This is a genomic window from Streptomyces sp. NBC_00385, assembly GCF_035917155.1.
Lineage (GTDB): Bacteria > Actinomycetota > Actinomycetes > Streptomycetales > Streptomycetaceae > Streptomyces > Streptomyces poriferorum.
On the sequence record NZ_CP107951.1, the window covers coordinates 1,475,404 to 1,491,107 of the forward strand.

The 15,704-nt window shown below is 67.9% G+C and carries 10 protein-coding genes; 9 read left to right on the forward strand and 1 reads right to left on the reverse strand.

Translation table 11 applies throughout. The features are described from left to right. Positions 1-96: 96 nt before the first annotated feature. Genes OG959_RS06400 through OG959_RS06415 form a run of 4 tightly spaced genes read left to right on the forward strand, consistent with a single transcriptional unit; the run spans position 97 to position 4,590 of the window. The gene (locus OG959_RS06400) at positions 97-1,359 is read left to right on the forward strand and encodes an ABC transporter substrate-binding protein (protein WP_326657172.1); all 1,263 of its coding nucleotides are present in this window, start codon (positions 97-99) and stop codon (positions 1,357-1,359) included. Between the two features lie 11 nt (positions 1,360-1,370). Next, positions 1,371-2,342, forward strand: coding sequence for a carbohydrate ABC transporter permease (locus OG959_RS06405; protein ID WP_326657173.1), 972 nt, complete (start codon positions 1,371-1,373; stop codon positions 2,340-2,342). A gap of 5 nt (positions 2,343-2,347) precedes the next feature. Further along, positions 2,348-3,202 carry a carbohydrate ABC transporter permease gene (locus OG959_RS06410; protein WP_326657175.1) on the forward strand — a complete coding sequence of 285 codons (855 nt, stop codon included), beginning with the start codon at positions 2,348-2,350 and terminating at the stop codon, positions 3,200-3,202. 8 nt (positions 3,203-3,210) lie between these two features. Next, positions 3,211-4,590 carry a GH1 family beta-glucosidase gene (locus tag OG959_RS06415; RefSeq protein ID WP_326657176.1) on the forward strand — a complete coding sequence of 460 codons (1,380 nt, stop codon included), beginning with the start codon at positions 3,211-3,213 and terminating at the stop codon, positions 4,588-4,590. Between the two features lie 68 nt (positions 4,591-4,658). Here the strand turns inward: OG959_RS06415 and OG959_RS06420 are convergent, their stop codons facing one another. Continuing rightward, a complete protein-coding gene (locus OG959_RS06420) occupies positions 4,659-5,891 on the reverse strand; it encodes an ROK family protein (protein WP_326657177.1) in 1,233 nt (410 codons plus the stop codon). A 226-nt stretch (positions 5,892-6,117) separates the two neighbouring features. Here OG959_RS06420 and OG959_RS06425 point away from each other — a divergent pair, with 226 nt between their 5' ends. The 5 genes from OG959_RS06425 to OG959_RS06445 all read left to right on the forward strand — a co-directional run bounded on the left by OG959_RS06425 (position 6,118) and on the right by OG959_RS06445 (position 15,704). Beyond that, complete coding sequence (locus tag OG959_RS06425; protein ID WP_326657178.1) at positions 6,118-8,274, forward strand: FUSC family protein; 2,157 nt, start codon at positions 6,118-6,120, stop codon at positions 8,272-8,274. Positions 8,275-8,448: 174 nt separating this feature from the next. Next, the gene (locus OG959_RS06430) at positions 8,449-9,315 is read left to right on the forward strand and encodes an FG-GAP repeat domain-containing protein (RefSeq protein WP_326657179.1); all 867 of its coding nucleotides are present in this window, start codon (positions 8,449-8,451) and stop codon (positions 9,313-9,315) included. 115 nt (positions 9,316-9,430) lie between these two features. Next, positions 9,431-10,339 carry an FG-GAP repeat domain-containing protein gene (locus OG959_RS06435; RefSeq protein WP_326657180.1) on the forward strand — a complete coding sequence of 303 codons (909 nt, stop codon included), beginning with the start codon at positions 9,431-9,433 and terminating at the stop codon, positions 10,337-10,339. Between the two features lie 623 nt (positions 10,340-10,962). Further along, positions 10,963-11,220 carry a hypothetical protein gene (locus tag OG959_RS06440; protein ID WP_326657181.1) on the forward strand — a complete coding sequence of 86 codons (258 nt, stop codon included), beginning with the start codon at positions 10,963-10,965 and terminating at the stop codon, positions 11,218-11,220. Between the two features lie 461 nt (positions 11,221-11,681). After that, positions 11,682-15,704, forward strand: a complete 4,023-nt coding sequence (locus OG959_RS06445; protein ID WP_326657182.1) for a polymorphic toxin-type HINT domain-containing protein — start codon at positions 11,682-11,684, stop codon at positions 15,702-15,704.

Genomic DNA, 15,704 nt, shown 5'->3' on the forward strand with positions numbered 1-15,704 from the left:
GGGCCTGCCGGACCCGCGCCCGGGCGGACGGATCCACCTCGTCGGGACACAGTGGTCCCCCCGGGCCCGGCACCCCTCTCACGCAAGGGCACCATCGTGACAGCACCTTCTCCGGACGGCGTGCGCCAGCCGCGCCGCCGTCATCACCGGCGGGTCATCGTCCCGCTCACCGTCGTCTCCGCGCTGGTCGGCGGCGTCGTCCTGTCCGGCTGCGGACAGCAGCGGGATGCGGACGTGTACACCGTCATGAACTCGTCGACCGACGAGTCCTACCACCGCTGGGACGCCCAGACGCTGGCCCGGTGCAGCAAGACGCTCGGGGTGAAGATCGAGCAGCAGAGTGTCCCCGCCTCGCAGGTGATGACGAAGGCCCTGCGGATGGCGTCGTCGAAGTCGCTGCCCGACGTGCTCCAGCTGGACGCCTCCGAGATGCCGACGTTCGCCGAGGCGGGCGGGCTGATCCCGCTGAAGGACCTCGGTCTGACGACGCAGGACATCCCCGAGGGCATCGTCAACTTCGGCTCGTACGACGGGAAGTACTACGGTGCGGCCCGCACCGTGAACACCCTGGCGCTGTTCTACAACAAGGACACCCTCGCCAAGGCCGGCCTGGAGGTGCCCACCACCTGGGCCGAGATGCAGGCGACCGCGAAGAAGCTCACGCAGGGCAAGCGGTACGGGCTCGCGCTCAGCGCGGGCGGTGCGGAGGACGGCGTCTTCCAGTTCACCCCGTTCATGTGGTCCAACGGCGGCGACGAGACCAAGCTCGACAGCCCACAGGTCGCCGGGGCGCTGGACTACTGGAAGAGCCTCCTCAAGGACGGCTCACTGTCCAAGTCGACGGTCAACTGGACCCAGGCCGATGTGAACGACCAGTTCATGGCCGGCAACGCCGCCATGATGATCAACGGCCCTTGGCAGGTGGAGACCCTCAACTCCAAGAAGGGGCTGAACTGGGGCATCGCCCAGATCCCGGTCCCGAAGGCCGGTGACGACTCGGTGGGTCCGCTGGGCGGCGGCGTGCTGACGGTGCCCAACACCGGTGACGAGGCGCGGGAGAAGATGTCCGCCCGCATCATCGGCTGCATGTCGGGCGAGCAGGAAGAGATCACCTACGCGATCAACAGCTGGATGGTCCCGGCCAACGAGAAGGCCGCCGCCGTGTGGCGCACGAAGGCGCCGGAGCTGGCCGCCCTCGCCGACCAGGTCGCCACGGCCCGTTCGCGTACCGCCAAGCTCGGCGCGCAGTGGTCGTCCGTGTCGCTGGCCCTGCAGAGCGCCTTCCAGTCCGCGCTCACCGGTGAGTCCAGCGAGGCCGCTCTGAAGCGTGCCCAGCAGCAGGTCACGAGCGGGAACTGAGGTAACGAACCATGTCATCCACCACAGCCTCGGCCGCCGCGCTGCCGGCCGACCCGAAGGCCCCCGCGGCCGGTGCGGTCAAGAAGCCGGTGAACCCGCGGAGCGCCAAGCGCCGCCGCACGCTCGCCCAGTGGGGGTTCATCGCCCCCGCCGTGATCTTCATGGCCCTGTTCTTCGGCTACCCGCTCGTCCGCAACATCGTGATGAGCTTCCAGGACTACTCGCCGTCCACCTTCTTCACCGGCGAGGCGCCGTTCAACGGCTTCGACAACTGGAGCAACGTCTTCAACGACGGGCTGTTCGGCAAGGCCCTGTGGCAGACGATCCTCTTCACGGTCGGATCGCTCGTCGGTCAGTTCTGCATCGGCCTGGGCCTCGCCGTCTTCTTCACCCGCCGCTTCCCGCTGAACGGGATCCTGCGCTCGCTGATCCTGCTGCCGTGGCTCGTCCCGATGGTCGTCTCCGGCATCGTGTGGCGGCGCATCTTCGACCAGGACACCGGTGTCCTCAACTCCTTCCTGGGCACCATCGGCCTCCCCGGTGACACGCCGTGGCTGACGAGCACCAGCATGGCGCTGATCTCGGTGATCCTGGTGAACATCTGGATCGGCATCCCGTTCAACATGGTGATCCTCTACGGCGGCCTCCAGGAGGTCCCCAAGGAGCTCAACGAGGCCGCCTCGCTCGACGGCGCGTCCGCCTGGCGTACGTTCCGCTCGGTCACCCTGCCCATGCTCAAGCCCGTCATCACCGTGGTGCTGGTGCTCGGCTTCATGTCAACGGTGAAGATCCTCGACCTGGTCCTCGCCCTCACCGACGGCGGGCCCGCCGACTCCACCCAGACGCTCGGCACGCTCACGTACCAGAACTCCTTCGTCCAGATGGACTTCGGGGCCGGTGCCGTGGTCGGCAACATCCTGATCCTGATCTCCGCCGTCTTCGCGGTGTTCTACCTGCGGGTCAACCGCAACGAGGGGAAGTGACCGGCATGGCGACCACCACCCAGATCCCCGCCGCCCCGGCTCCCGCCGTCCACCGGCAAAAGCGCCGCTGGGGAGCGACCGTCCTCGGCGTCGTCATCCTCGCGGTGATGCTGTTCCCGCTGTACTGGATGATCAACACCGCGCTGCAGCCGGACGCGAGCCTGGTCGACGTCGGCCCGGTCCCGACCGGCGTGGACTTCTCCGGCTTCACCTCCGCCTTCACGGAGCAGGGCGGCAATCTGCTGACCTCGCTGGCCGTGGCGCTCGGCGCCGTGGCGATCTGCCTGGCGATCTCCGCACCGGCGGCGTACGGCCTGGCGCAGTTCAACCTGCGCGGCGGAAAGACGATCGTCTTCGGCACGCTCATCACCCAGATGGTGCCGGGCATCGTCATCGCGAACGCCCTGTACAGCGCGTACGTGGACATGGGCCTGGTCAACTCCTACTTCGGTCTGATGCTGGCGGACGCCTCGCTGGGCATCCCCTTCGCGATCGTGCTGATGCGCTCGTTCATGGTGTCCATCCCGCGCGAGGTCATCGAGGCCGCCGAGGTCGACGGCGCCGGCCGCATCCGTACGTTCATCCAGGTCGTCCTGCCGATGAGCCGCAACTCACTGATCACCGCCGGGCTGTTCTCGTTCCTGTACGCGTGGAGCGACTTCATGTTCGCCCTGACGCTGAACACCACGGACGACGTCAAGCCGATCACACTGGGCATCTACCAGTACATCGGCGCCCACGTCGGTGACTGGGGTTCGGTCATGGCGGCCTCGGTCCTCTCGGCCGTTCCCGCCGCGGTCCTGCTCGTCCTGTCCCAGAAATACATCGCCGCCGGGATCACCGGCGGCTCGGTCAAGTAAGGGTTTCCATGAGTGACTTCCCGGTCTTCCCGCCCGGTTTCGTCTTCGGCGCGGCCACGGCCTCGTACCAGATCGAGGGCGCCGTGCAGGAAGACGGCCGCGGGCCTTCCATCTGGGACACCTACAGCCACACGCCGGGGAAGACCGACGGCGGTGACACGGGCGACGTGGCGTGCGACCACTACCACCGCTACCCCGAGGACGTGGCCCTGCTGCGTGACCTCGGCGTGGACTCGTACCGGTTCTCGATAGCCTGGTCACGCATCCAGCCCGAGGGCGCCGGGGCGGTCAACGCCAAGGGCCTGGACTTCTACTCCCGGCTGGTCGACGAACTCCTCGAAGCGGGCATCGAGCCGGCCGCCACCCTCTACCACTGGGACCTGCCGCAGGCCCTGGAGGACAAGGGCGGCTGGCGGGTACGCGAGACCGCGGAGCGCTTCGGCGAGTACACGGCGATCATGGCCGAGCACCTGGGTGACCGGGTGCCGCGCTGGATCACGCTGAACGAGCCGTGGTGCAGCGCCTTCCTCGGCTACTCCGTGGGCCGGCACGCGCCGGGCGCGAAGGAGGGCCGCGGCGCCCTGGCCGCCGCGCACCACCTGCTCGTCGGTCACGGCCACGCGATGACCGCGCTGCGCGCGGCGGGGGTCCGCGAGGCGGGCATCACGCTCAACCTGGACCGCAACGTCCCGGCGACCGAGTCGGACGCCGATCTCGCCGCGGTCGTCCGCGCGGACACCCAGCACAACCTCGTGTGGACCGAGCCGATCCTGGCGGGCCGCTACCCGTCCACCGAGGAGGAGACCTGGGGCGAGCTCATCACCGCGCAGGACTTCCGGCGCGAGGGCGACCTGGAGCTGATCTCCCAGCCGATGGACTTCCTGGGCATCAACTACTACCGCCCCATCGTGGTCGCCGCCGCCCCGCACCGCGAGGCCGACCCGGCCCTGCGGGTCGCCACCGACAACCGGTACAGCGAGGGCGAGTACCGGGGCGTCCGCAAGACGGCGATGAACTGGCCGGTCGTGCCCGAGTCCTTCACCGACCTGCTGACCGCGCTGAAGCAGACGTACGGGGACGCGCTGCCGCCGGTGCACATCACGGAGAACGGCTCGGCGGAGTTCGACACCGTGGACGCCGACGGCTCGGTGCACGACGCGGACCGCGTCGAGTACCTGCGGACGCACCTGACGGCGCTGCGGTCGGCGATGGACGCGGGCGTCGACGTGCGCGGGTACTACGTCTGGTCGCTGCTGGACAACTTCGAGTGGGCGCTCGGGTACGCGAAGCGGTTCGGGATCATCCGGGTCGACTACGACACGCTGGAGCGCACGCCGAAGGACAGCTACCGCTGGTATCAGGAGCTGATCGCGGCGCACCGGAAGTAGTCCGATCCGGTCCGGTCCTGCCCCCGTTCGCCCTGCTGCGGACGGGGGCGGTTCCTTGCGCGGACGCCTCAGCGCGCCGCGTACGCCGCCGGGTCCGCCAGGACCCCGCGCACCACCCGCGCCGCCGCGCCGCGCGCCGCGTCGCCGGAGAGCGAGGAGGCCCGCAGCCCGCCGCCGTCGGTGCGCCACCGGCCCGAGACCACCCGGTCCGCGAGCTGTGCCTGGGCCGCCCCGGCGAGCCACGGCATCAGGTCGCGGTAGATGCCACCGAGGACGACGGTGTCCAGGTCGAAGAGGTTGACCGCCCCGGCCAGCACCACGCCCATGCGGTCCCCGGCCGCCCGCAGCACCTCCCGTGTGTCCGGGTCGTCCGATCTCGCCCGCTTCTCCAGCTCCCCGAGTCCGCGCACCCCCGCGGCCGGGTCGATGCCGGCGGCCCGCAGCAGGGCCGCCTGCCCGGCGTACTGCTCAAGACAGCCCCGGGCGCCGCACCCGCACAGCGGCCCGTCCGGGTCGACGACCACATGCCCGACCTCCCCCGCGAAACCGTGGGCACCCCGCAGCAGTTCGCCCCGGAGCACCAGCGCACCGCCGACGCCGATCTCACCGGTGAGGTAGAGGAAGCCGCGGGCGTCGCCGAGGCCGCCGAACCACAGCTCCGCCAGCGCCGCCAGATTGGCCTCGTTGTCGGAACTGACCGCCAGCGCACGCCCCGCCGGCCGCAGCGTACTCAGCGCCTGGCCGAAGATTCCTTCGGCCGCGACGCGGTACCAGCCCAGGTTGGGTGCCTGGCGGACCATGCCGCCGGAGACGAGGCCGGGCAGGGCCAGTTCGACGCCGACGGCGCGCAGCCCCTGCTCGCCGGTCGAGGTGATGACCCGGTTGGTGAGCCGGGCGGCGTGGGCGAGGACCTCCGCCGGCGGGGTGTTCCGGTTGTCGATGTGCTCGGTGACACGGACCCGGTCGGTGCCGGTGAGCCCGACCGCGCACACGGAGACGTAGTCGATGTTGATCTCGACGCCGAGCCCGGCCGGGCCGGTCTCCGACACCTTCAGCACGGTCCCGGGGCGTCCCGCGCTCCCGCTGAACGTCTTGCCGGACTCGGTCAGGTGGTCGAGCGCCAGCAGTTCCTCGACGAGTGAGGAGACCGCGGCCCGGGTCAGCCCGACGCGGGCCGCCACCCGGGCGCGGGTCACCTCGCCCTCCTCCAGGACGGCACGCAGGACCAGGCCGAGGTTGTTGCGGCGCACGGACTCGGCTCCGGCCTTGGCGCCGGGCGAGGTGGGTCGGATCGTCGTCATCAGACCTTCGAGCGTAGGCCCTCGGCGTTCCACGCCGCGCGCGCACCCGCGGACGACCTGCGGGTTTCGTCCGCTCCGGCCCCCTGCCCGGCAGGATCACACGCCCGAAACACCACCGCAGCCCGCCCGACAAGTCCCCCTGTTACGTTCGGTGTACGCGGCCGCCGTTGCCCGCTCCACCCGCCCCCCGGACCCGTGGTCCGGCCGGTGAACGAGGAGGTCCGCGGTGCACGTTCCGGCCGTCCGATCCGACCGCACGAGGCCGCGGCGCCACGCGCCCGCCTGGCTCACCCATGTCCTGCGCCTGCGCCGGGCCCCCGTGCCCCGCACGGCGATGGTGCGGGGCGCGCTCGGCGCCGGCCCCCTCCTCTGCGCGGGTATCGCCCTCGGCCGGCCGGGTCCGGGTGTCCTCGCCGCGCTCGGGGCGATGCTCGCCGGGGTCAACGACCGCCCGGGCACCCGCCGCAAGGGGCTCGTCCACATAGGGGCCCCGGCCGCGGCCGGGGCGCTGGGGCTGCTCGTCGGCGCACTGGTCGCGGACACGACGGGGCGGTGGGCGGCGGTCCCCGCGCTCTTCCTGGTGGGCTGGGTCTCCGGGGCACTGAGCGCCCGGGGTGCCGTGTGGTCGGCGGCCGCCCTCCAGATGCTGGTCGCCACGACGATCGGCATGGGGATGCCGCTGGCCGGTCCCGCGTGGCTGAAGGCGCTGTGCTTCCTCTCCGGCGCGGGCTGGCTCGTCCTCCTGCGACTGCTGCTGCGCGCCCCGCGCTCGCCGGGCGCGACGCGGTGGAGCGGTGAACGCGAGGCCGTCGCCGCCGTGTTCGACGCGCTCGCGGACGCGCTGGGCGCACTCGGCTCTGGCGGACCCGGTGCGGCTTCCGCCCGGCGTGCCCTGGTCGCCGCGCAGCAGCAGGCCGACGAGGCGTTGCGGCTGATGCGGCTGATGCCGTGGCCCCACCGGTCCGGCGGGGCGGAGCACGCCCTCACCGAACGCCACGGCGTGGGGGTCGCGCTCTGCGAGGCGAGCATCGCGCTGCTGTGGGAGGGCCGTCCCGTCCCGGACGCGGTGGCCGAGGGCCCACGGCGACTCGCCGCCGCGGTCCGTTCCGGCGGACCGGCGGGTACGCTGCCGGGCCCGCCGCCGGACACCGTCGAACGGCTCGCCTTCGACCGGGCGGTGCTGGAGGCCGCGGTGGTCTTCGACCGGACGACGGCAGGCGCGCACGCCCCGCAGGACCGCGGGCAGGACCCGCAGGACCCCGGGCACGCCCCGCAGGGCCCCGGGCAGGCCCGTGCTGCGGGCCCGCGCCCCGGTCCCCGTCCGGGTCTGTTCACCTCCGCCGGGCGTGAGTACGGGCTGCGGGTGGCGCTCTGCGTCTCCGTCACGGCGGCTGTCGCGCTGCTGCTGCACGAGAACCACTGGTACTGGCTGCCCGCCACCGCCGCGTTCCTGGTGAAGCCCGACATGGGCCCGCTGTTCTCCCGGGTGGTGAACCGGTTCGCCGGAACCGTCGCCGGAGTCCTCGCCTTCGTCGCCCTCATGGCCGCGCTCGGCGGCCTCGGTGCGCCGGTGGTCGTGGCGGCGGTCGTCGTGGCCGGGGCCCTGGTGCCCCTGTCCACCCGCCACTTCGCGTTCCAGACCGCGGTGATCACCGTGCTCGTGCTGTCGTTCGTGCACACCGCGGGCGACACCGAGGCGGCCGCGTCCCGGCTGCTGGAGACCTTCCTGGCCTGCGTCATCGTGCTGCTCGTCGGCCATCTGCCGCTGGTGGCCGACCCCCGGGTGCGGGTGGGCCACCGGTTCGCCGTCACGTTGCGCTGCACGGAGCGGTATCTGCGCCATGTCCTGGACACTCCGGACCCGGCCGGGGACGGACGGCTGCCCGGCGACGCGAGGTACGCACGGCTGCCGGGCGACGCGAGGTACGCACGTCTGCCGGGCGACGCCGCGAACCGGCAGCGGGACGACGCGCTGGGGCTGGCGCTGCGCGGCGCCGCGTACCGGGCGCTGGCCGAGGCACGGGCCGCCGCGGAGACCGTGGCGGCCGAGTTGCCGGGCCCGTTCGGCGGGCGGCACCACGACTGGTCGGCGGTGACGGTGGCCGCCGAGCTGGTCGTCGACGCGGCGACCGCGTGCGCGCTGCGGGTCGAGAACGGGGTGCCCCGGCCCTCGTCCGGTGAGGCGGAGCGGGTGACGACGGCTCTGTCCGTGCTGGCGGACGCACTGGAGGACGGCCACCGCACCGCCCGGCCTGCGCCGGGCCCGGGTCCGCGGGACTGCCGGTCGCTGCGGGATGTGATGACGCAGCTGCACGGCATTCACCGGCTGACCACAGAGCGGTCCGCCGGACCAGCGGCGGCCGGTTCCATCACCCGTCCCTGACCTGGGGACCTCGGCGCAACGCCCGGCCGGGCGGGCGGAGATGTCGCTTTGACGCCTTTCCGTCAAACCCTTGGAGCCGTGAGGGACTCGTGAAAGGATCACCCTCAATTCCGTGGCGTGTCCCCGTATCCCGCGGCGCGTCACGCCTCGACCCACCACCCATGGAGAACACACGTGGCCAAGATCTCCGGCCGTCTGCCCGGGCGGGCAGCCACCCGCGTCGCCGCCGCCGCGATAACCGCGGCCCTCATCGGCACCGGCACCTCCGCCTTCGCGGCGGACACGGGCGACGCGCCCATGTACGGCATCGCCGGCGTGGACAGCGCGGGCGCCGTGAATTTCTACGCACCGAACGGTGAGGGCGGCCTGCAGCCCCGCGACCAGCTCGACGCGGGCTGGCTCGGTGCCGACGCGAAGGACGTCAAGTTCGTCGGCCGGGTGGACCAGGACGCGGACAACCTCGCCAACGGCCGCTGGCAGACCAACGCGTCAGGCACCCTCCACTACGGCGCCAACGACAACTCCGACCTCAAGAACGTCGGTCACGGCTGGGGCATCTACAACAAGCTCGTCTCCGCGGGCAACCTCGGCGGCGGCGAGGCCGGTGACCTCCTCGGCCGCGACGCCGCCGGAAACCTGTACCTGTACCTGGGTTACGGGGACGGCACCGTCACGCAGCGGTACAAGGTCGGCGGTGGCTGGAACGCGTACAGCCAGATCGCGGGCAACGGCGACCTGACCGGCGACGGCAAGAACGACATCGTCGCCGCCGACAAGTCCGGCGTCCTGTGGCTCTACAAGGGCACCGGCAACTACAAGGCCCCGTTCACCGCCCGCACCAAGGTCGGCGGTGGCTGGAACGCGTACAACACCGTCTTCGCCCCCGGCGACATCGACCTGGACGGCACAACCGACCTCGTCGGCCGGGACGCCAAGGGTGCGCTGTACCTCTACAAGGGCACGGGCAAGGCCGCGGCGCCGTACGGAACCCGCGTGCAGATCGGTACCGGTGGCTGGAACACCTACCGTCTTGTCTTCTGATCAAAAAGTGAAGGTTTCGCAACCGAAGTCATGACACGATTCGGATGAAACCCGTGGCCTGCCCTTCCTTCTGGGTCGGGCGGGCCACTCTTCATCTAGATCCATGGAGTACTTCGTGGCCAAAACCTCTGGCCGTAAGCACAGACACATAGCCGCCCGCGTGGCAGCCGCGGCCATCACCGCCGCCCTCGTCGGCACCGGCACCTCCGCCGTCGCCGCCGACTCCCCGAGCCCGGTGGCTCCGAGCGCGGTCAACTCCGCTCAGCAGCCCGCCGCGGCAGCAGCGGCCGTCACCGTGTCGTCCGCCCTGTACGGGATCGACAAGGCGGGCAACTCGTACGGCTACACGCAGGACCAGAAGGGCGGCTTCCTCGCCCGCAAGTCGAACAGTAAGGACAACTGGTCCGACGTCAAGGACCTCGCCCAGGTCAACAACAACACGGACGACCAGACCGACGGCCTGTGGGCGCGGGACTACTACGGCCACCTGATGTACCTCCCCTGGGAGAGTGCCGCGTCGCAGGTCGGCAGCGGCTGGAACATCTACAACAAGATCGTCTCGGCGGGCAACTTCGGCGGCGCCGGAGCCGGCGACCTGCTGGCCCGCGACAGCTCGGGCGTGCTCTACCTCTACCTGGGTACGGGCAACGGCAAGCTGACGACCCGCTACAAGGTCGGCAGCGGCTGGAACACGTACAACCAGATCGCGGGCAACGGCGACCTGACCGGCGACGGCAAGCACGACCTCGTCGCCCAGGACAAGTCCGGCGTCCTGTGGCTCTACAAGGGCACCGGCAACTACAAGGCCCCGTTCGGCGCCCGCACCAAGGTCGGGGCGGGGTGGAACGCGTACAACGTGCTCATCTCGACGGGTGACCTCGACTACGACGGCAGGGCCGACCTGCTTGCCCGTGACAAGGACGGCGTCCTCTGGCGCTACTCCGGCACCGGCAACGCGGCCTCCCCGTACAAGGCGCGCGTGAAGATCGGTGGCGGCTGGAGCACCTACCGGCTGCTCTACTGAGCCATTCGGTACTTTCTTAAGCGCTGAGAGGGCCGCACCCCCAAGCAGGGGGTGCGGCCCTCTCTCACGTCCAGGAGCCCCCTTCCCCTGGGCGCCGGCCCACCCGCGCCATCTCGCCACGAGAGCCAAAACCAGACATTCACCAGTGCATTACATTCTTCGCAGATCAGAAACGCATTCAAAGCACCCCAAGTCCCCCATGAGGGCTTACTCGAAGAACACGCACAGCAAAGCATTTGTATACGACATAGCACCCCCAAAAGGTGCCACCACAAATGGATACCCTTGGCCCCAAATGGAGCCAATCGGGCGGTCATTGACCACTCTTCAGGTCACGAGTAGGATTCAGCGAACTCTTTTCCTGTTCATTACATCTCGGTGGGGGCCTCCGGATGCGTAGGCTTCACGCCCGGAAGGACTTCTGATGGCCATTCGTACTCTCAGAACGCTACTTGTCACAGCTGCCGGGGCATCACTGATGGCTGTGGTACATCAGAGGGACAACTCGGGCCCCGGAGCCCGATGTGGAATGACGCATCGTGGAAAACCATGAGGCATGTACCGCGCTACACGGCGGACGGTTCGGGACGCGATGGCCTGACAGCTGCCGGGGGGATGGGTCCTTGTACGCCTACACCTCAGGCACCAACGGCGCTCTTACGGACACCAAGAAAAAGATGTGGTCAGACAGTATGTGGGGTGTCAAGACCCATTTCGCAAATGCCGACTTCAACTCCGACGGTCGCGACGGCATCGCCGCAGTGAGCCCCGATGGCGGGCTCGATCTATACAGCGGAAATGCAAGTGGCCGGATGGCAGCTGGAAGGCAATGGAAGCGATCACCAGCGGCGACTTCGACGGTGATGGCAAGGGTGACTTGACCGGGTACTAGTAATTCCCGTCCCCCATTCCCGCGCCATGGCCGCTGCACAACTTCCGGTTGTATCGCGGTGATGGCACTGGAGAACTCGCAGCCGGCCGCACCGTATGGCCAGCGGGGTCCTGACTGCTTGGACTACACCTGCAATTCCCGTCGCCGGCCGGGCACCAGTGCTGTCGGCGGCAACCAGACACCATCGGTGCGCCGCCCTGAGGTCAGCTCAGCGTTCCCCCTTCTGACTGCATCAGCAGGAGCAACGCCTTGAGGGTTAGGCGGCACATCGTAAACCACCAGCCGGATCTCGCCTGCCATGAGTCGCCCGAAGAATCATTGCACCCTCAGCCACGGCTGAAGGCATTGCGAATCCTGAATACGTCGGGAAAAGAGGCTGCACAAGGACCCCTCTACTCAACAAGTGGCCACAATCCACGTTCCCACATCGAACAATCGTCAGGTGATGAGATGAATCAAGCCTCGCAAAGACATGCAATCCACAAGGCTATTATGGCAAAGACAAAAAGCGCCATTCATGCGATTACCCTCACTCTGCTTCCCCTTATTCTCGTTTCAGGACTAATCGGCACGGCACCCGCCGCCGCCGAGGAATCCACACTTAATTCACACACTGAACTCACCTCAGTGGAGCCGACCGACCGCGGGCGTGTTCTCAATTTCTGGAAAATAGGCGGTCCTGGCGTAAAAGCAGCCGCAGAGGTGGCGCTGTCAGGCGATGATACAGATGTTCAGCGATTCCTGGACGAGTTGTCGAACAATGCACATCAAGACAACCGGGTCTATGCCGCCCAAATTGCAAGCGTTGGCGGCCAGAACACCATCGAAGCAGCCCGGCAGGCGCTGAGCGGAACGCCAGAAGACCTAAAGTTGTTCCTCGATTTCGGCTGGAAGAACCCTCTCGAGCAGGACGAGCGAGTGCGTACTTCTCAGATAATCGACGAAGGTGGACCCGGTGTCCAGACAGCTGGTAGGGCCGCCCTCAATGGCACGGCCGAAGATGTAAGAAAGTTTTTGACCGATGGACAGTACGCGCAACGCGATCAGGATCAGCGGATACAGGTCGCTCAGATCTTGAGCACGGGAGGGCCGGCGGTCCAAGCAGCGGGTCGGCTCGCTCTGAGTGGTTCCCCTGATGAGATTCGGGAATTCCTTGAAGTGGGCCAACATGTAGCCCGAGCACGTGATCAAGAGCACCTGACCGTTTCTCAGTTGGCCGAACTGGCCCAAGAGGCAGGACGTCAGGCTACGGCAGAAACCGTAGCGGCCACGGACGCCGCAGCACGTGCAGTCGAGTCATCGAAACTGGCCAAGGCGGCGGCGCTTCAAGCAGCCTCCGAGGCTGCCATGGCCGGTAGCGACGCCAACAAGGCTGCGAGCGCAGCGGCACGCGCAGCTACAACTGCCGGCCAAGCAGCCGCCGCTGCGCGGCAGGCGATTTCCTCTGCGCAAGCAGCGAACAACTCTGCGCGCACCGCCGCCAATGCAGCGTCACAAGCAGCCTCAGCGGCCGCCGGCGCAGCCCGGGCGTCGGCACGCGCACGGGGCGCCGCTGCCGCCGCTGCTACCGACGCCACCAAGGCCGCAGCAGCTCGAAAGTCCGCGGAAGAAGCCAATGCCGCGGCGCACAGCGCGGAAGTGGGTGCTGCGGCAGCCGACCAAGCCACTATCGCTGCCACTGCCGCCGGTGACGCTGCCCAGGCTGCTGCCGGCGCCGGGGCCAACGCGATGGCCGCGGCCAACGCGGCAACGGAGGCAAGCAGCTACGCGGATCAAAGCGACAGCCGAGCCATTGCGGCCCGAGCAGCTGCAGCAGCAGCGCGTCGTCACGCGCAGGAAGCGACCCGCGCGGCCAACGCAGCTGTGACACTGGCCCGCAAATCCGCCGTCGCTGCGGGCCAAGCAAGGGATGCGGCCACATCTGCGGCAAAGCATGCCCGCGCTTCGGCAACGGCGGCCAATGAAGCGGCGGACCACGCGGGCGATGCTGCCAGCGCAGCGACGAAATCCACTGCACATGCCACAGCGGCCCAGGTGGCTGCTGATGCCGCACTCGCGGCAGTCGAAGAAGCAAAGTCCGTGACCGCTCTGGCGCGCGAAGTTGAGGCGGCTGAACTTCTCTCACGAACGAACGCCGGTATCGAGCGGGCCAAGGATCTCAAGGAAGAAGACGAAGCCCGCGAGGTTGCTCGCGCCGCGAGTATTCAGCGGGGCAAGGACCGCGTGGCCGAGGCACAGCGCTTGGCCACAGAAGCGGCCAAGCCTGACGCCGACCCCACCGCAGTGGTAAGGGGTGGTCGCAAGCTGGCTGTTCTGGTGATGCAGGACGGCGGCCCGTGGAGCCGAGCAGCGGCGGAAGCAGCCGTGGCCGGAACGGATCAGGACGTTACGGAATACGTTCGCACAGGCTGGACGGAGGCAGCTGAGGCGGACGACCGGTCCCAGGTCGAGCGCCTGTCCGTGGACAGCCCTCTCACATCGGTGAGTGACGCTGCGGAGGAGGCGCTCATGGGCGACGCCACTACGATCTCCACCTTCCTCGCCTCTGGTCAGTACGAAGCCGGCCGAGAAGACTTTCGTGTCAGCATCGCGCAAGTGGCTTCAGTCGGGGGCCCCGTACTCAAGGAGGCCGGGCAGGCGGCGCTCGCTGCGGGGACTCTCCAGGCATACCGCGACTTCTTGGGTAGTGGGCAAACCGTCGCTCGCGAGCAGGATGAGCGCGTTCGAGCAGCCCAGCTCGTTTCCAGCGGCGGGTCCGAGCTGAAGGCGGCTGCCCGCATCGCATTGGAAGGGCCGGCGGAGCTTCTGCACAACTTCATCGAGTCCGGTCAGTACATGGCTGCTCGCAAGGACCTCTTGAGCGCCACACACGTAGCTCAAATTCAGGGGTTGATCTTCGGAGCGACCAGCGTGGCAGCAACCGCCCAAGCGGACGCTTCCGAGGCAAATCGGGTTGCAGCGCTGGCGCGCAAAGCAGCGCAGGATGCCCAGAAGTATAAAGACGCAGCCGCCGCTTCCTCGGATCTTGCTGACTATTACGACGATCAGGCCAGTAAGTCGGCAGCGGATGCGGCCGCCTCGGCTGCTCAAGCCGCCGAGTCTGCGCGCATTGCACAAGGTGCTGCAGCCTCCGCGCAGCAAGCCGCGACAAAGGCTGCGGTCTCGGCTGCCGATGCGACGGTCTCCTCGGAACTGGCACACGTTTCGGCAGCCAGCGCATGGACCGAAGCCAAAAATGCACGCGCCTCTGCGATCGACGCTGGAAAAGACGCCGAAGCCGCCCGCACAGCCGGCACGGAGGCATTGCAGGCTGCTATCGCAAAGATAAAGGAGGAGGCAAAAGCCGAGCGCGAGAAACTTCGCCAGGACACACCGGCCGAACGCATGCGCAAGTGCGGGATTCTGGGATGCCCGCCAGAAAATGACCCGTTCTACTGCGACAAGAAGCCCCCGACCGATCCGTTCTGCACCACGCTTTCACTGTCCAAAAAGCTCGAACCTACCATCACAGCATTGTTCGAGATCGGCAAGGCAATTTCCGGTCTCAGCGACCTGGAAGATTGCATCAACCACGACCTGTGGGCTTGCGCCGAGCTGATGAAAGATGTGACCATCAGCTCCAAGCTTCGCTTGTTGAAGGTTTCGTACGAAACCCTCCGAGCCCTTACGACAATATGCGAGACGTGTTTCCCCGCGGGTACGAAGGTACTCCTGGGCAACGGCAAGACGCGAAACATCGAGGACGTGAAGCTCGGCGATAAGGTCATGGCGGCCGACCCTCTCAGCGGAAGAAAGGGTACGCGGCATGTCACCCGCCTCGTCGTCACCGAACACGACAAGCTCTTCAACACGCTGACGATGGGCACGCGGAGGGGTACGGAAAAGGTCACAGCAACCTACGAGCACCCTTTCTGGAATTCTTCTGCGGGAAAGTGGACTCGGGCAGCCGATCTCAGACCCGGCACAGCCTTGCTGAGTGCCAACGGATCCCGCGTCACAGTGCAGAAGAATGTTTCATCCGCGCGGTATGCACGAACCTATAACCTCACGGTCGACGATCTGCACACCTATTACGTCATGGCCGGCCAGACGTCGATCTTGGTCCATAATTCCGGTTGCTCACATATAGCACTGGGGCGGACTGAAACGTCGACCAATCCATTCGAATTGGAAGAATTTGCAATGGACCATGGCGCAGAGATGTACAAGCACTGGCCAGATAATAAGCAGTGGTATAATCACGTGAAGGAGTTCCTCAAGTCCGACAGTACCACCCGCATCTCATTCAACCTCAATGGGATCGGCTCCGGAAACGCCCGAGCGGCGGCAGCCCGAGGGGAAAGTGTTGATCCGGCAAGAGATTTCGAGGGCCTTACCGACTGGGAGCTCTACCAAATCAGCCAGTCGCCCGGAGCCTGGAGCAGAATAACCTGGTACGAGGGAGGTATTAAGGTTGACAACCCCTTTGAGTAG